We start from the raw sequence: 16,906 nt of genomic DNA, 5'->3' as shown, positions 1-16,906 counted from the left end.
TGGCTCATGCTAGCGCGGGACCGGACGCCAACACAAGGTCCATGTATACACAGAGGACATTAATGTGGCGATTTTCGGGGAATGCGTGCGCGAAAAGCCTTCCTGTGTATACACTGATGTCAGTCAGCCAACGAAGGAGGCAGGATGCGTGCGAGCGATAAGGCCTATGCGGCCCTGCGCGACGACATCATCGAATGGCGCTTGCTTCCCGGGACAGTGCTCGCGGAAGTGGAGCAGTCGGAACGGCTGGGCATCTCCCGCACGCCATTGCGGGAGGCCCTGAGCCGGCTCACCGCGGAGGGGCTGACGACGACGGCGGGCGGCCGCGGCGTCGTCGTCACCGATATCTCCCTGGAGGACATCGACGAACTCTTCGAGCTCCGCGAAACCCTCGAAGGGAAGGCAGCCGCGCTGGCCGCCGCGCGCGGCGACGCCGCGACTTTCCGGAAGCTGCAGGACGAACTCCTCGGCGCCCCGGCCCTGATCAGCGGGAGCGACCCTGCCCGGCACGACTACTACGCCCTGGTTGGCCGCCTCGACTCGGCAATCGATGCCGCCGTCTCCAACTCCTACCTGGCGCAGTCCATGCGCAGCCTGCGCGTGCACCTCGTGCGGGTCCGGAGGCTCGCTGCGGACGACGCCGCGCGGCTCACGGCAGCCGCCGCCGAACACGCGGCCATCGCCGAAGCGATAGCCGCCGGCAACCCCCGCCTGGCTGAAGCCGCCACCACCGTCCACCTGCACCGCAGTCTTTCCCACGTCAAAGCCACTCACACACCTCAGTAAAGGGAGCACCATGGTTAAGGAACACCACGTCCGCGTTTACAAGAGCGAGGAAAACCTGGCCCGCGAGGACCAGCTCGCGCACAAGATCGCGGTGGTCGCAACCGACCCCGTTGACGTCAGCGACGAGGTCACCGACATGGTGATCAACCGCATCATCGACAACGCCTCGGTGGCCATCGCTTCCCTGAACCGTGCCCCGATCGTCGCAGCGCGCGCCCAGGCCCTCACCCACGGCCCCACCACCGGCGGCAAGGGGTCCAAGGTCTTCGGCATCGATGAGCGCGTATCCCCGGAATGGGCGGCGTGGGCCAACGGCGTCGCGGTCCGCGAACTCGACTACCATGACACTTTCCTCGCCGCGGACTACTCCCACCCGGGCGACAACATCCCGCCGATCCTGGCCGTGGCCCAGCACACGGGTGCCAGCGGCAAGGACCTGATCCGCGGCATCGCCACCGGCTATGAGATCCAGGTGAATCTGGTCAAGGCCATCTGCCTGCACAAGCACAAGATCGACCACGTGGCCCACCTCGGCCCGTCCGCCGCCGCCGGGATCGGCACCCTGCTGGGGCTCGACGTCGAAACCATCTTCCAGTCCGTGGGCCAGGCCCTGCACACCACCACCGCCACGCGGCAGTCCCGCAAGGGCGAGATCTCCACCTGGAAGGCCCATGCCCCCGCCTTCGCCGGCAAGATGGCTGTGGAAGCCGTGGACCGCTCCATGCGCGGCCAGACCTCCCCCGTGCCCATCTATGAAGGTGAAGACGGCGTGATCGCGTGGATGCTGGACGGCCCCGACGCCTTCTACATGGTGCCGCTGCCCACGCCCGGGGAGGCCAAGCGCGCCATCCTCGACACGTACACCAAGGAGCACTCGGCCGAGTACCAGGCGCAGGCGTGGATCGACCTTGCCCGCAAGCTCCACCGCGAACACCCCGAAGTCACCGACCCCGCCAACGTAAAGTCCGTGCTGATCAAGACCAGCCACCACACCCACTACGTGATCGGCTCCGGCGCGAACGACCCGCAGAAGTACAGCCCCACGGCCAGCCGCGAAACGCTGGACCACTCCATCCCGTACATCTTCACCGTCGCCCTGCAGGACGGCGCCTGGCACCACGTGGACTCCTACGCCCCCGAACGCGCCGCCCGGCCCGACACCGTGGAACTGTGGCACAAGGTCACCACCGTCGAGGACCCCGAATGGACCCGCCGCTACCACTCCCTGGACATCGCGGAGAAGGCGTTCGGCGGCACCGTGGAGATCACGCTGAACGACGGAACGGTCATCACCGAGTCGATCGCCGTCGCCGACGCCCACCCGCTGGGCGCCCGGCCGTTCGCCCGGGAACAGTACGTCAACAAGTTCCGCACGCTCGCCGCCGGCCTCGTCGCCGAGGAGGAAATCGACCGCTTCCTCGCCGCAGCCGCCCGGCTCCCCGAGCTGGCCGCCGGTGAACTGGACCAGCTCAACATCAAAGCCGCCGACGGCGTGATCGACCTCGCCGCCGCACCCAAGGGACTGTTCTGATGCTGTACTCGAAAGTCACACCGGAACAGAAGCGGATCCGGTTCCGCGAACTGCTCGCCTCGGGGACCATCCAGCAGTTCCCCGGCGCCTTCAACCCCCTCTCCGCACGGCTCATCGAAGAGAAGGGCTTCGCCGGTGTCTACATCTCCGGCGCCGTCCTCGCCAACGACCTCGGCCTGCCGGACATCGGGCTGACCACGCTCACCGAGGTCGCCACGCGGGCCGGCCAGATGGCGCGGATGACCGACCTGCCCTGCATCGTCGACGCCGACACCGGCTTCGGCGAACCCATGAACGTCGCCCGGAGCGTCCAGGAACTCGAGAACGCCGGCCTGGCCGGCTGCCACATCGAGGACCAGTTCAACCCCAAACGGTGCGGCCACCTGGACGGCAAGAACGTGGTGGACCTGGACACCGCCACCAAGCGCATCCGCGCGGCGGCGGATGCCCGCCGGGACCCGAACTTCCTCATCATGGCCCGGACCGACATCCGTGCCACCGACGGCCTGGAAGCCGCACAGGAACGTGCCAGGGCGCTCGTGGAGGCCGGCGCCGACGCCATCTTCCCGGAAGCGATGAAGGACCTCAGCGAGTTCCAGGCCATCCGCGACGCCGTGGACGTGCCGATTCTGGCGAACATGACCGAATTTGGCCAGAGCGAACTGTTCACGGTGGAGCAGCTGCAGGGCGTGGGCGTCAACATGGTGATCTACCCGGTAACCCTGCTCCGTAGTGCCATGGGCGCTGCTGAGCGTACTCTGGAATCGATCAGGTCCGACGGAACCCAGGAGGCACAGGTAGAGAACATGCTGACCCGTGCGCGGCTGTACGACCTCGTGGACTACGAAGCCTATAACCGCTTTGACACCGGAGTCTTCAATTTCAAGATTCCCGGTACCCACTGACCCCCAACCATCCCGGACTTCCGGCTTCGGCCGGCACACAGGCACAAGGAACGAAGGAGTTTCAGCATGGCTGAAAATGAGATCAAAAAGGGCCTCGCCGGCGTCGTGGTGGACTACACCGCGGTGTCCAAGGTCAATTCAGACACGAACTCGCTGCTGTACCGCGGCTACCCGGTCCAGGAACTCGCCGCCAAGTGCAGTTTCGAGGAAGTGGCCTACCTCCTCTGGAACGGCGAACTGCCCACGCCGGAGGAGCTCGCCGAGTTCACCGCCCGGGAGCGGGCGGGCCGGCGGCTGGATCCTGTGGTGAAACAGGTTATCGACGCGCTGCCCGTCACCTCCCACCCGATGGACGTGTGCCGGACGGCGGCCTCGGTCATGGGCGCCCGCCATGAACTCGCCGAGGACTCCTCGCGCGAAGCCAACATGAAGAAAGCCATCGACCTGTTCGCCGCCATGCCGGCCGTGGTGGCCTACGACCAGCGGCGACGTCACGGCCAGGAGCCGGTGCAACCGCGGGATGATCTGGACTACTCCGCCAACTTCCTCTGGATGACCTTCGGCGAGGAGCAGGTGCCCGAAGTCGTGGACGCTTTTAACGTCTCCATGATTCTGTACGCCGAGCACTCGTTCAACGCCTCCACGTTCACCGCGCGCGTGATCACGTCCACGCTGTCGGACCTGCATTCGGCCGTGACCGGCGCCATCGGCGCGCTCAAGGGTGCGCTCCACGGCGGCGCCAACGAGGCCGTGATGCACACCTTCGACGAGATCGGCATCCGGCCGGAGGAGTCCCTCGAGGACGCCGCCGCCCGGTCAAAGACCTGGATGGAGGACGCCCTGGCGCAGAAGAAGAAGGTCATGGGCTTCGGCCACCGCGTCTATAAGCATGGCGACTCGCGCGTCCCCACCATGAAGGCCGCGCTGGACAAGATGATCGCCCACTACGGCCGGCCCGAACTCCTGGGGCTCTACAACGGGCTGGAGGCGGCCATGGACGAGGCCAAGGGAATCAAACCGAACCTCGACTACCCCACCGGCCCCACGTACCACCTCATGGGCTTCGACACCGCCACGTTCACCCCCCTGTTCGTGGCCAGCCGCATCACCGGATGGACCGCGCACATCATGGAGCAGCTGGATTCGAACTCCCTGATCCGCCCGCTGAGCGAGTACAACGGCGTGGAGGAACGGCACCTTTCGTAAACCCGTTCGCGGCAAACAGAACGGCGAAAACAGCACGTACGACGGCGGGCCGGGTCACCTTTCCCAGGTGACCGGGCCCGCCGTCGTCATGCGTTGCTTGCACTCGCCGCTGGGGAATCGTGGTGGTTACAGACTTCGCAAGACACTCACTGACGACGCCACCGTTTCATTATCGGCGTTGAGCGTGACAACAATGTCCACCGTTCCCCCTTCCAGAACGGGCGGCAGCCAGTGGTCGGCGTCCTGCCACATCCGGTCTACGGGCAGCGAGAGCACATCGAACCACTCGGGCGCGATCTCCGGGCTTTCGGACGGCTCCCCCTGCCAGCGGCGGGCTGTGAACAGGGTGGTGTGCATATCCCATTCCGGGCGTGCGGGAAAGACGAATTCCACGGTGCCGGCGCGGCGCAGGTCGCCCTCGAGCACGGTTACGCCCGCTTCTTCCTGGACCTCGCGGACGGCGGCCTCGGCGTCGCTTTCCCCCGGCTCGACGTGACCGCCCAGCCCAACGATCTTGCCGGTGCCGAATCCGGTCTTTTTGAGGCCAAGCAGGACCTCCGCGCTGCAGTCCGGACGGTCGCGGAGCAGGAAGCAGAGGGTGACGGGAGTCGAGGTCATGGCAACCAGACTAACCCGGGACCTCAGCCAAGCGCCCTAGGGTGCGCGGCGGCGTAGATCTCCCGCAAGGTATCGGCGGTAACCAGGGTGTAAACCTGCGTGGTGGTGACGGAAGCGTGTCCAAGGAGTTCCTGGACAACCCGGACGTCGGCGCCGCCTTCGAGCAGATGCGTGGCAAAGGAGTGGCGCAGGGTGTGCGGCGAGACGTCCTTGGTGATGTTGGCCTTGTCCGCTGCGGCTTTGAGGATGGTCCAGGCGCTCTGCCGGCTTATCCTGCCGCCGCGGGCGTTGAGGAAGAGCGCCGGAGTGCCTTTGCCCTTGGCCGCCAGCAGGGGCCGCCCGCGCACCAGGTATGCGTCCAGAGCCCGCGCGCCGTAGGACCCGAGCGGCACCAGTCGCTCCTTGGAACCCTTGCCGAACAGCCTGACGATGGCAGGGCCGGCCTGCTCGGTCTGCAGCGAAATATCGTCGACGTCCAGGCCCACTGCCTCGCTGATGCGGGCGCCGGTGGAATAGAGGAATTCCAGCAGGGCGCGGTCCCTGAGGCCTGTAGCGGTGTCCGTGCCGGCGGCTTCAAGGATCCTGGTGACTTCATCAACGCTGATGGCCTTGGGCAGCCGTTTGCCGGGCATGGGCGGGCGGACATCGCTGGCGGGATCCGCCGTCGTGATTCCTTCCAGTGCCCAGAACTTGTGCAGGCCGCGGACGGCCACGACGGTCCTGGCCGCAGATCTGACGCCGAGCGCCGTGCCGCCGTCGGAGCCGTCGGACAATGCCTGCACGAAACCGGTGACATGCCGGCGGGTGACGTCCGTGGGGCGCGCCGGCCCCGACGCGGCGAGGTAGTTTGCGTAGCGGGTCAGGTCCCGCCGGTAGGCCGACAGTGTGTTGGCCGCGAGCCCCCGCTCCACCCCCATGTGTTGGAGGTAGTCGTTGACGGCGCGGTCGATGGAGTTGCGCGGCCGTTCCGGCTTGCCGTTCTGCGCCTCGTCGGCGGGTGCTTCGTCCGCGGGTATCCGGTCGGCGGGTGCTTGCTCGGCAAGTGCCGCTGGCACCTCGACAAGTTCCGCCGTCGGGCGCCGGGCACCGGCACGTTCCGGAGCGGGAGTGACGGTGCCGCCCATTAGCGCTGGCTGGGGTGGGCGGGCCAGGGGGCGTTTGCAGGACGCAGGTTTTCGAAGCCAGCCGCGCGGGCGGCCGCTGCCGCAAGGATGCCGACGACGGCGGACGGGTTGTGCAGCCGGCCCTCCAGGACGGCCGCCACGGCCTCCTCCAACGGCGTCCAGTGAAGTTCAATCTCGGCCTCCTCATCCGTGCGGACGTGGAGTTCGTGATGGGGCACGTCGCTCAGATCGCGGGCCAGGTAGATGCGGATGGCCTCGCTGGAAGACCCCGGGGAGTTGAAGAAGTCTGCCAGCACATTCCAGGTCCCGGCCACCAGGTCCGCTTCCTCGGCGAGTTCGCGTGCAGCACCGACCACGAAGTCCTCGCCCTCAATGTCCAGCAGGCCGGCCGGAATTTCCCAGAGGTCCATGCCAACAGGATGCCGGTATTGCTTCATCAGCAGCACCTCACCGGCGTCATTCATCGGCAGGACAGCCACCGCCCCGGGGTGGTCGATGTAGTCGCGGACCAGCTCGTCGCCCTGCTCGCTGAGCTGGAAGCTGTCGCTGACAACGTCCCAGATGCGGCCTTCGTACACCTTCCGGGACGACAAAAGACGGCGCGGGCTCGGCGCATCCGAAACCTGCCGTGCAGCATTGGGGGTTTCAGGCATACCGGGCATCGCGCCGTCCTTTGATTTAGTTGGTGACTACTTGGCCGATACCTTGCGGGGGACCCGCTGGCGTCGGCCGGTGCTTCAACGGCGTCAGCCGGTGCATCAACGTCGTCAGCCGGTGCATCAACGTCGGCGGCCGGGAGGAAGTCCGCCCCCTTCTGGTGGTCCAGGGCGGCCTTGACCAGGCCCGCGAACAACGGGTGCGGCCGTGTGGGTCGGGAGCTCAGCTCGGGGTGGGCTTGAGTGGCAACGTAGTACGGGTGGACTTCCCGCGGAAGCTCCACGTACTCCACGAGCTTGCCGTCCGGCGAAGTTCCCGAGAACACGAGCCCCTTCGCGGCAATCTGGTCACGGTACTTGTTGTTGACCTCATAGCGGTGGCGGTGGCGTTCACTCACCTGGGTGGTGCCGTAGGTCTCGGCGATCACGGAGCCCTCGTCCAGCTTGGCTTCGTACAGGCCAAGGCGCATCGTGCCGCCAAGGTCGCCCTTGCCGTCCACGATGTCCAGCTGCTCTTCCATGGTGGCAATAACCGGGTACTTGGAGTCCGGTTCGAATTCACTGGATGACGCGCCCTCGAGGCCCACCACGTTACGGGCGTACTCGATGACCATGCACTGGAGGCCCAGGCACAGGCCCAGGACCGGCAGCTTGGTTTCGCGGGCGAACTTGAGCGCGCCCAGCTTGCCTTCCAGGCCGCGGATGCCGAACCCGCCGGGAACACAGATGGCGTCCACGCCGGAGAGTGAGTTCACCGCGCCCTCGTGGGTTTCGCACTCGTCCGAGGGGACCCAGCGGATCTGGACCTTGGTGTCGTTGGCGAAACCGCCGGCGCGCAGTGCCTCCGTGACGGACAGGTAGGCGTCCGGCAGGTCGATGTACTTGCCGACGAGCGCTATCTCAACCTCGTGCTTGGGGTTGTGGACGGCTTCGAGCAGCTTGTCCCAGCTGGTCCAGTCAACGTCCTTGAAAGGCAGGTCAAGGGCGCGGACGATGTAGGAATCCAGGCCCTGGCTGTGCAGGGTCTTGGGGATGTCGTAGATGCTCGGGGCATCGGGGCAACCGATGACGGCGTCGATGTCGACGTCGCACATACGGCCGATCTTGTCGCGCATCGGCTGCGGGACCTCGCGGTCCGAACGGATCACGATCGCCTCCGGCTGGATGCCGATGGAACGCAGTGCGGCAACGGAGTGCTGCGTTGGTTTGGTCTTCAGTTCCTGCGACGGCCCGATGTAGGGGACCAGGGAAACGTGCAGGAAGAAGACGTTGTTGCGGCCGATGTCCTGGCGGACCTGGCGGGCTGATTCGAGGAAGGGCTGCGACTCGATGTCGCCAACCGTGCCGCCGATTTCCGTGATGATCACATCCGGAGCGTTCTTGCCCTCGGCGGGGAGCCGCATCCGGCGCTTGATTTCATCCGTGATGTGCGGGATGACCTGGACGGTGTCACCGAGGTACTCGCCGCGGCGTTCCTTGGCGATGACCGTAGAGTACACCTGGCCGGTGGTGACGTTGGCCGAGCCTTCGAGGTTTTCATCCAGGAAGCGCTCGTAGTGGCCGACGTCGAGGTCTGTTTCGGCGCCATCGTCAGTCACGAAGACTTCACCGTGCTGGAAGGGGTTCATCGTGCCCGGATCCACGTTCAGGTAGGGATCGAGCTTTTGCATAGTTACAGACAAACCGCGTGCCCGCAGCAGGTGTCCGAGGCTCGAAGCCGTCAGTCCCTTACCTAGCGAGGACGCCACACCACCGGTGACGAAGATGTGTTTGGTCGTCTTGGACGAGCCCGGGAACCGGGAATTTACACGGGAATTTGATCGCTGCACCACGGAATTCGAGCCTATCATCAAATGAGCCTTCCACGGGTCGAAAACGGATTCCCCAAATGCTTCAGTCTCCCGTGCCGTCCCACTACGATCAAGGGGTGACCACGGAGGATCTGCCTGGAGCGGCCCCGGAACACCCGCAGGACGCGGCCCGGGCGGGATCCGGCCCCGTCTTCAGGTCCCTCGCCATCGACGCGATCCCGGTGCCGGACTATGCCGATGTGATTGTTCTCCCAGTCCCGCCCGGATGCCCTTCGGATCCCCAGGTTTGGGCGCAGACACTCTTCTCGCCGCAGTCCATGCCTGCGTGGGTGAGGGCTCTGATGGGCGTGCGGCAGGCCGTTGTGGGCCTTGCCGGAATCAACCGCGCCCCTAAAGACGTCTTCGCCGTCTCGGATGTCCGCGGCGAGGAGGCGCTTATCAGCGCCGACGACACGCATCTGGACTTCCGCTGCGGGGTGGCGTTCGACGCCGGCGCCCGGCTCCTGCGGGTAACCACCACCGTGCGGCTCAAGGGCTGGCGGGGACGGCTGTACTTCGCGCCTGTCCGCGTGCTGCACCCGCTGGTGGTGCGCTCCATGATGGTCCGCGCCGCACGCCGCCTGCAGCGGCCGTAGCGGCGGCCTCCCCAGGAGCGCCCGGCCCCTGAACGCCGCGTCCCAAGGGCGCTGCCCGCCCGCGCGTCAGGCCCGCTGGGGCAGCAGCTTGGCGTCGTCCAGAAGCTCCTGGGCGTGGGCCTGCGCCGTTTCGGAGTCCTCCTGGCCGGCCAACATCCGGGCCAGCTCCTTGACGCGTTCCGGCTCATCGAGCAGCCGGACGTCGCTGGAGGTGAACCCTGTGGCGGTGGCGCCGTCCGAGCCGCGGACTGAGGTCTTGGTGACACGGATGTGCTGGTCGGCGAAAGCCGCCACCTGGGGCAGGTGGGTGACCACCAGGACCTGTACGTGGCGGGCCAGCATCGCCAGGCGCCGGCCGATCTCCACGGCGGCCCGGCCGCCCACACCGGCGTCGACCTCGTCGAAGACGAAGGTGGGTACCGGATCTACCGCTGCCAGCACCACTTCGATGGCCAGCATCACGCGGGAGAGCTCACCGCCGGAGGCACCCTTGCCGAGCGGGCGGGCGGGGGCGCCGGAGTGCGGCTGAAGCAGGAACGCGACTTCATCCACACCGAACGGTCCCAGCTGCTCCCCCGAATCAACGTTGATCACCAGAGTTGCGTCAGCCATGGCCAGCGCGGTCAGTTCAGCACTGACCCGGGCGGACAGGTCCTTCGCGGCCTTGCTCCGGCTCTTGCTGATGCCGGCCGCCTGCTTACGGAGGGCAGCCTCGGTCCGTTCCACTTCCGCTTCCAGAGATTCGATGCGGGTCGAGTCGTCCTGGAGTTCATCGAAGCGGGCGCGGGCACTTTCGGTCCATTCCAGAACTTCATCGATGCTTGGCGCGTACTTGCGGACCAGTTTGGCCAACGCGGACCGGCGCTCCTCGATCTCGGCCAGGCGTTCCGGTCCCTCGGTGTCCAGCCCCGCCTGGTAGCTGGACAGTTCCCCGGCGATGTCATTGAGCAGGAACCCGATTTCGGCCAGGCGGGCGGCGGCGGCCCCTAGCTCCCCGTCGTGCTCGGCTACGTGTTCCAGGGTGCGCTTGGCAGCGTCCACGAAGGACGTGGCGTCCCCTGCGTCGCCGAAGTCCTCGGCGATGATGGCCTGGTGGGCAGTATTGGCGGCGATCCGCAGTTCCTCGACGTTGGCCAGTTTGACTGCCTCCGCCTTCAGTGACTCGTCCTCCCCCGGCTGCGGGTCCACGGCATCAATTTCGGCCAGTGCGGCCTCGAGCGATTCTGCTTCGCGCAGCCGCTCACGCGCAGCACTGCGGAGGCCGTCCAGTTCGGCCTGGATCCCCTTCCAGTGCGCGTGCAGCTCCTGGTACTTGGCCAGGGCCACGGTCAACGTCTCGCCGGCAAACTTGTCCAGGGCTTCCCGCTGTGCCACCGGGCTCTTGAGGCGGATCTGGTCCGACTGACCGTGCACCACCACGAGCTTTTCGCCGATCTCGGCCAGAACCCCCACTGGGGCGGCGCGCCCGCCGAGGTACGCACGGCTGCGTCCGTCCGCGCCCACGCTGCGGGCCAGCAGCAGCTCGGCGCCGCCGTCGAACTCCTCGACGTCGGCTCCGGCCTCCCGGGCGCGTTCCACGGCAGGGTGGCCGCCGTCGAGTTTAAGTACAGCCTCAGCGGAGGCGCTCTTGGCGCCGCTCCGGACGGCACCGGCGTCTGAGCGGGCACCCAGGAGAAGCCCGACGGCGGTGACCACCATGGTCTTGCCGGCACCGGTTTCGCCGGTCACCACGCTGAGGCCCGGGCCCAGTGGCAGGGTTGCGTCGGTGATGACGCCGAGGTCGCGGATTCTCAGTTCTTCAAGCATGATTCACTTCGCAGTCGTCGGATCAGTCTCGGACGTCCCGGCGGGCCGGGGACCCGCAGGCGGCAGCATGGGCCTGGGGGTACGGATGATGGGTACGGGCCCGGTGTGGACGGACTCGGACTGGGGCATGGGGCCGCGCCAGCCGTGGATGGGGAGCTGGAACTTACGGACCAGCCTCGCCGAAAACGGCGTCTGGTGCGTCCGCGCGAGCCGCACCGGCGTGGCCGAGCGCGTTACCTCAACGCGGGCACCGGGGGGCAGGTCGACGGAACGGCGGCCGTCGCACCACAACACTCCCTGGGCATCGGTCCGGTTCAGGACTTCCACGGCCAGCCTGGACCGGGGCGAGACCACGAGCGGCTTGGCAAACAGCGCGTGGGCACTGATGGGAACAATCACCAGGGCTTCCACTTCCGGCCACACCACCGGCCCTCCCGCCGAAAAGGCGTAGGCAGTTGACCCGGTTGGGGTCGCCATCACGACGCCGTCGCAGCCGAACGACGACAGCGGGCGCTCATCCACTTCGGTGACCACTTCAAGCATCCGTTCCCGGTTGCCCTTCTCGATGGCGGCCTCGTTCAGCGCCCACGTGTGCCAGATCTTCTGTCCGCGGACCCAGACCTGGACGTCGATGGTCATCCGCTCTTCCACCGTGTAGTCACGGCTCGCGATCCATTCGACGGTCTGCGCCAAGTCGGCCCGCTCGCTTTCGGCGAGGAAGCCCACGTGGCCAAGGTTGACCCCCAGCAGCGGGACGTCCACTTCCCGGACCAGTTCGGCCGCACGGAGGATGGTGCCGTCGCCGCCGAGCACCATGACCAGTTCGACGTCGGGGAGTTGGATGTGGTCGTGGAGGATCTCGACAGGGTCATCAAGCCTGCCGAAGAATCCTTCCATGTCTTCGAGTTCGGATTTTTGCATCACCGGAACAATGCCCGAGGCATGCAGCTGTGTGCACGCCTCCCAGGCAGCCTTCAGTGATTCCTCGCGGCCGGTGTGGGCAAGGACCAGTACACGCCTGCTCATCGGGTTCCGCTTTCTAGTGGTTCGGCCAGATTGTTCCGAGCAATGCAGCCACGGCTGCGTCCCGCTCTTCGATCTTAGGCAAGTCTGGGGTGATCCTGCGCTTTATCCACAGGAAGTATTCGACGTTTCCGTCCTGGCCGGGCAAGGGGCTGGCCGCCAGGCCGTGCAGATCCAGTCCGGCCCCGAGCGCCGCTTTGGCGACTTTTTCTACGGCCATCCGGCGTTCACGCTCGGAATTCACCACGCCGGTGCGGCCCAGCCGGTCCTTGCCGATCTCGAACTGCGGCTTCACCATCAGCACCAGGTCGCCGCCGGGATGCGTGCATGCCGCAAGGGGTTCCAGCACCAACGTGAGCGAGATGAAGGACAGGTCCGCGACAGTCAGGGCTACCGGACCTCCGATCTCTTCGGGAGTCATGTAGCGCACGTTCAGGCCTTCGTGAACCGAAACCCTGGCGTCGTTCCGGAGCTGGGGAACCAGTTGCCCGTGCCCCACGTCAACGGCTACGACGTGGTCCGCGCCCCGCTTGAGCAGGACCTCCGTGAAACCACCGGTTGAGGCACCGGCGTCAAGGCAGCGCTTTCCTTCAGCGATGACTTCGGGGAAGGCGTCGAGCGCGCCAGCCAGTTTATGGCCGGCCCTGCTGACGTAAGTGTCCTGTCCGTCATCGGCAACATCCAGGGGCGTCAGGTCATCAACCTGGCTGGAAGCCTTCGCCAGGACAGCCCCGTCAGAGCTGACCTTTCCTTCCGCGATCAGCCGCGCGGCATGGGTGCGGGATCTCGCCAGTCCCCTGGTGACGAGCATTTGGTCGAGCCTGGCCATTCTCAGGCGTCACCCGCAACGGACGGATTGGCTTCGTTCAGCGCGTCCAGCAGGGCGTCGTGAAGGCCTGCGTAGGCCTCCGCGTGCCCGGAAACCGGAAGCTCGGGAATGCCGGTCAGCCGTTCCAGCACAGCCGCCACCGAAGCGTCGCCCGCTTGGCTGGCGCCGGGGCTGCCAGCGATGTTTCCTGCACGGTTGGCTGCGCCAGCCGGGACGGCAGGCCAGCTGACCCCAGCCGGATCTGCGTCCGTCTCCGGAAAATTGTTCAGCTCGGTCATGTTTCCCAGTCTAGTGAGTCGGCCTACTGCGTCAGCCACTCGACAGCCGGTGCCTGCGGAGCGTCTGCCTGGGGATGCGCCGTCCACCACGCCGCGCAGGCGGCACGCCAGGAGTTCAGGTCATCCGCGACCCCGCTGATGCGGACTGATTCGCCCCGCACCACGGCGGTGGCAGCACCGCAACGGAAGGTCCCGCCGTCATGCTCCTCCACGGCGGGGTACGGGCGGTACAAATCGCTGAGGTCGTTGATGAGGTAGTCCGGCCGCTCGGCTGTGCGGGCGGCAAGGATTGATTCGCGGGTGTCGACGCCGGTGAGCACCGCCACGGTGGCGAACCCGGCATTGTTCCCGCCGAGGATATCGGTGTCGAGCCGGTCACCCACCACCAGCGGGCGCTCGGATGCTAGCCGTTTTGCCGCGGAATGGAACAGCGGAGCCTCGGGTTTGCCCGCAACCAGCGGCTTCTGCCCCGTGGCCGCGGACACCGCTGCGACCAGTGTTCCGTTGCCCGGGGCCATCCCGCGCGCCTGAGGGATGGACATGTCCGTGTTCGTGGCCACCCAGAGGGCGCCGCCGGCCACGACATACGAGGCTTCGGCGAGGTCTTTCCAGCCGATCTCGGGATTGAAGCCCTGGACCACAGCCACAGGGTTTTCCTTGGCGCTGTGCACCGGCGTCAATCCCACCAGCTCCATCTCGTGCGCCAGCGCCGGGCTTCCGGTCACCATAACCCGTGCCCCTGCCGGCAGGAGGCCGGCCAGCAGCTCGCCGGCAGCCTGGGACGAACTGACCACCTGCTGGTCTTCCGCGGGCGCTCCGAGCTCACGCAGGTGTGCGGCCACCTGCGCGGGCGTGCGGGACGCATTGTTGGTTACATAGCCCAGCCCGACGTCGAACCCTGCCAGCTGACGGAGTGCCTCGACGGCACCAGGGATGGCGTGCGGACCGGCATACACAACACCGTCGAGGTCTGACAGCAGGGCGTCGAACCGTGAAATCAATGAGTCACCGCTCATGCGCAGTTATTCCTTCTCGCGGTCCGACTGTGCGGCATCGGCATCGCTGGTGTCCGTGGAGTCGTCTTCTGCTGACGCCTCTTCGTACGCGTCTTCTTCTACCGAGTCCTCGTCCGATTCGGCATCATCGGACTCGAAGTAGTCGGATTCGGCATCGTCAGAACCGTCGTCCAGGACGGCTGCGTCGGACGCAGCGGCCTCGATAACAGCTGCCTGAGTGGAGTCCTGGACGGCCGCCGAGGTGGCAGGAGCGCTGTCAGCCTGCTGCTGGGCGAGCAGCCGGCGCCGGGCTTCCTCTTCCCGGGCTTCTTCTTCCTCGTCCCAGCCGAGGTCGATGATGTCAGGTTCCTCGTCGGCGCCAAGGCCGAGCGCGTTGTCCGCAACTGCCGCCTGTCGCTGCCACTTCTCTGCTTCCTGCGTGCGGCCTACTGCCGCTAAAGCGTCCGCATAGGCACGGAAAAGACGCGGACTGTAGGAGAAGGCGCGGTTGATGTCCAGCTGGGCGATTTCCAGTTCGGCAACTGCGGCATCCAGCTGGCCAAGGTCAGTGCGCGCGCCGGCGGCCACGATAGCCAGTTCCACTTTGCCGGGGGCGTCGAGGTCGTTGGCTTCCTCGGAGCGGGCCACATCAAGGGCGCGGTCCGGACGGCCGAGTCCGCGTTCGCAGTCCGCCATGACGGGCAGGTGAACGTTTGAACCGCTGATCCGACGGTAGGTGCGGAACTCCCGCAGGGCTTCGCCATAGTGGCCGGCAGCGTAGGCGGTCAGGCCCACAGCCTCGCGTACGGCCGACAGACGTCCGCCGCGGCGGCTGGCTGCAAGTGCGTGCTGGAATGCCAATTCCGGTTCATCGTCGATGAGGCGGCCGGCCATGACCAGATGGCGTGCAACCCACTCAGCGCTCTTGGGTTCGAGGGTCTTGATCTCGTGCTTCGTGGCACGGTCCAGTTCCTGGCCCGTAACGTCTTCGTCGATCTGTGGAGAGCGCTCACGGTCCGGGCGGTTGGCACTGCGCAGGTCACGCGCGTTCGGGACACGTGCGGGGCGGTCCTCGGGCCGGTCGCGACCGAACTGGCGCGGGCCTGATTCGCCACGGTCGAAGCTGCGGGGAGCGCGCTCCTGGCGGTCACCGAAGGGCTTGCGGTTGTCGCCGCCGCCGAAGGTGCGGCGTTCGCCTTCACCTTCGCGGCGCGGACGCTCACGGTCACCAGCACCGAAGGGCTTACGATCACGGTCGCCGCCACTGAAGCTGCGCCGCTCGCCACCATCGCGGGAGGAACGATCCCCAAACGGCTTGCGATCACGGTCTCCAGCACCGAACGGCTTACGGTCACGGTCACCGGCACCCGCGCCGCCGCCGAAGGTGCGGCGTTCACCGTCGCCCTCACGACGGGGACGATCAGCAAAAGGCTTGCGGTCACGATCACCAGCACCGCCGCCGAAGCTGCGCCGCTCGCCACCTTCACGGGACGGACGATCACCGAACGGCTTACGGTCACGGTCCCCTGCACCGAACGGCTTACGATCACGATCACCAGCACCTCCGCCGAAGGTGCGGCGCTCCCCGCCACCTTCTCGGGACGGACGATCACCAAGAGGCTTACGATCACGGTCACCCGCACCAAAACTACGGCGCTCCCCGCCGCCTTCACGCGACGGACGATCACCAAGAGGCTTACGATCACGGTCACCCGCACCAAAACTACGGCGCTCCCCGCCGCCTTCACGCGACGGACGATCACCGCTGTCGTCCTTGGAACGGAATCCGCGGGGATCCCCACCTGAATTATTTGGGGCCCGGAACGGGCCGCCACCTGAAGGGCGGCCGCCTCCGTAGCTGCCGCGGTCTTTTCCGCTTCGATTGCCGCCGTTGTGCTCAGCCATGTTGGATTCCTCCTGTTGTGAGCCGACCACTGGCGCAATCGCAGCCGCTCTTATCCGTGTTTCGTTATGCCACGCAACCCGAAATCAAGCGCTTCGAAGTCCGTACATCTCATGCAATTCTAGGCGCTTCGATCCCCGTGAACTAACTGCGCCGGGGCCACAGAGGGCTCTGGTGTCAAGCCTCACAAGAGGCACGCGCCGGATAACGCTCCCTCACTTCCTGCAGGAAATTCACGGACGCTCTCTCACGTCTTGCAGGTTAGCCAGTGACGCTCTCTCTTGCGTTGACACGGGGACGACGGCGGTGTGCGGGCGTGGGTGCCTCGCCGGCCCTTCGCGGAAGGAACGGAGCGTCCCGGGTTGCGGTTCAGGATCTGAGAGAGCGTCTTCCGAAAATTTGAAGGATGTGGGAGAGCGTTCGGGGTTTCGGTGCGGGATGTGGGAGGGGGTGCCTGGGTGCGGGAGTGGTGGTTAACGTGGGAGAGCCCCGACCAGTTGCCTGGTTGGGGCTCTCGACCTAATGGTTGTCCGGCGGTGACCTACTCTCCCACACCCTCCCGGGTGCAGTACCATCGGCGCTGTGGGTCTTAGCTTCCGGGTTCGGAATGGGACCGGGCGTTTCCCCCACGCTATGACCGCCGTAACCCTTGTACCCGTTCCGCCCTGGCTTTGACCGGGGTGGTGGGAAATCTGTGGTTACAACATGTTCCTGCCGGTTAAGGCAGGTGTGGTGTTGTTATTCAGTTATCGGTTTCCGTGCAACGTGCCCGTGGTGCGGGTTTGTTGGTTGGGAACCAC

The 16,906-nt window shown here is 66.3% G+C and carries 14 protein-coding genes, 1 rRNA gene and 1 pseudogene; 5 read left to right on the top strand and 11 right to left on the bottom strand.

Going from position 1 to position 16,906, the window contains the following annotated elements; all coding sequences use genetic code 11:
• The first annotated feature begins 144 nt into the window (after positions 1-144).
• The 4 genes from FCN77_RS08605 (at position 145) to FCN77_RS08590 (ending at position 4,428) form a co-directional block, all read left to right on the top strand.
• Entirely contained in the window at positions 145-786 is a 642-nt protein-coding gene (locus tag FCN77_RS08605; protein ID WP_137321933.1) for a GntR family transcriptional regulator, read from the top strand.
• A 10-nt stretch (positions 787-796) separates the two neighbouring features.
• A complete protein-coding gene (locus FCN77_RS08600) occupies positions 797-2,317 on the top strand; it encodes an MmgE/PrpD family protein (protein WP_137321932.1) in 1,521 nt (506 codons plus the stop codon).
• Positions 2,317-3,222: a methylisocitrate lyase gene (prpB, locus tag FCN77_RS08595; RefSeq protein WP_137321931.1), complete on the top strand. Its 906-nt coding sequence runs from the start codon at positions 2,317-2,319 to the stop codon at positions 3,220-3,222. The genes FCN77_RS08600 and prpB overlap by 1 nt, the downstream gene beginning before the upstream one ends.
• A 66-nt stretch (positions 3,223-3,288) precedes the next feature.
• Positions 3,289-4,428, top strand: a complete 1,140-nt coding sequence (locus FCN77_RS08590) for a bifunctional 2-methylcitrate synthase/citrate synthase (protein ID WP_137321930.1) — start codon at positions 3,289-3,291, stop codon at positions 4,426-4,428.
• 126 nt (positions 4,429-4,554) lie between these two features.
• Here FCN77_RS08590 and FCN77_RS08585 read toward each other — a convergent pair whose 3' ends face one another.
• The 4 genes and pseudogenes from FCN77_RS08585 to FCN77_RS08570 all read right to left on the bottom strand — a co-directional run.
• A complete protein-coding gene (locus tag FCN77_RS08585) occupies positions 4,555-5,046 on the bottom strand; it encodes an 8-oxo-dGTP diphosphatase (protein WP_137321929.1) in 492 nt (163 codons plus the stop codon).
• A gap of 23 nt (positions 5,047-5,069) precedes the next feature.
• On the bottom strand, positions 5,070-5,963 hold the full coding sequence (xerD, locus tag FCN77_RS08580; RefSeq protein ID WP_254679005.1) for a site-specific tyrosine recombinase XerD: 894 nt from the start codon (positions 5,961-5,963) through the stop codon (positions 5,070-5,072).
• 206 nt (positions 5,964-6,169) lie between these two features.
• Positions 6,170-6,832, bottom strand: coding sequence for an NUDIX hydrolase (locus FCN77_RS08575; RefSeq protein WP_137321928.1), 663 nt, complete (start codon positions 6,830-6,832; stop codon positions 6,170-6,172).
• Positions 6,833-6,975: 143 nt separating this feature from the next.
• Positions 6,976-8,676: pseudogene (locus tag FCN77_RS08570) on the bottom strand (CTP synthase); the annotation flags it as partial.
• Between the two features lie 38 nt (positions 8,677-8,714).
• Here FCN77_RS08570 and FCN77_RS08565 point away from each other — a divergent pair.
• Positions 8,715-9,272, top strand: a complete 558-nt coding sequence (locus FCN77_RS08565) for a DUF2867 domain-containing protein (RefSeq protein ID WP_137321927.1) — start codon at positions 8,715-8,717, stop codon at positions 9,270-9,272.
• 66 nt (positions 9,273-9,338) lie between these two features.
• On the opposite strand, the gene recN is transcribed toward FCN77_RS08565, so the two are convergent.
• The 7 genes from recN to rrf form a co-directional block, all read right to left on the bottom strand.
• A complete protein-coding gene (recN, locus tag FCN77_RS08560; RefSeq protein WP_137321926.1) occupies positions 9,339-11,078 on the bottom strand; it encodes a DNA repair protein RecN in 1,740 nt (579 codons plus the stop codon).
• Positions 11,079-11,081: 3 nt separating this feature from the next.
• Positions 11,082-12,104: an NAD kinase gene (locus FCN77_RS08555; RefSeq protein WP_137321925.1), complete on the bottom strand. Its 1,023-nt coding sequence runs from the start codon at positions 12,102-12,104 to the stop codon at positions 11,082-11,084.
• Between the two features lie 13 nt (positions 12,105-12,117).
• On the bottom strand, positions 12,118-12,930 hold the full coding sequence (locus tag FCN77_RS08550; protein WP_137321924.1) for a TlyA family RNA methyltransferase: 813 nt from the start codon (positions 12,928-12,930) through the stop codon (positions 12,118-12,120).
• Between the two features lie 2 nt (positions 12,931-12,932).
• Positions 12,933-13,208 carry a hypothetical protein gene (locus FCN77_RS08545; RefSeq protein WP_137321923.1) on the bottom strand — a complete coding sequence of 92 codons (276 nt, stop codon included), beginning with the start codon at positions 13,206-13,208 and terminating at the stop codon, positions 12,933-12,935.
• A gap of 23 nt (positions 13,209-13,231) precedes the next feature.
• Entirely contained in the window at positions 13,232-14,224 is a 993-nt protein-coding gene (locus FCN77_RS08540) for an HAD-IIA family hydrolase (RefSeq protein WP_137321922.1), read from the bottom strand.
• 6 nt (positions 14,225-14,230) lie between these two features.
• Positions 14,231-16,108, bottom strand: a complete 1,878-nt coding sequence (locus FCN77_RS08535; RefSeq protein WP_137321921.1) for a hypothetical protein — start codon at positions 16,106-16,108, stop codon at positions 14,231-14,233.
• A gap of 526 nt (positions 16,109-16,634) precedes the next feature.
• Positions 16,635-16,751: ribosomal RNA gene (rrf, locus tag FCN77_RS08530) — 5S ribosomal RNA — on the bottom strand.
• Positions 16,752-16,906 lie beyond the last annotated feature (155 nt).

The organism is Arthrobacter sp. 24S4-2, from assembly GCF_005280255.1.
In the GTDB taxonomy this organism is placed as follows: domain Bacteria; phylum Actinomycetota; class Actinomycetes; order Actinomycetales; family Micrococcaceae; genus Arthrobacter.
This window is presented reverse-complemented; position numbering and strand designations above follow the sequence as displayed.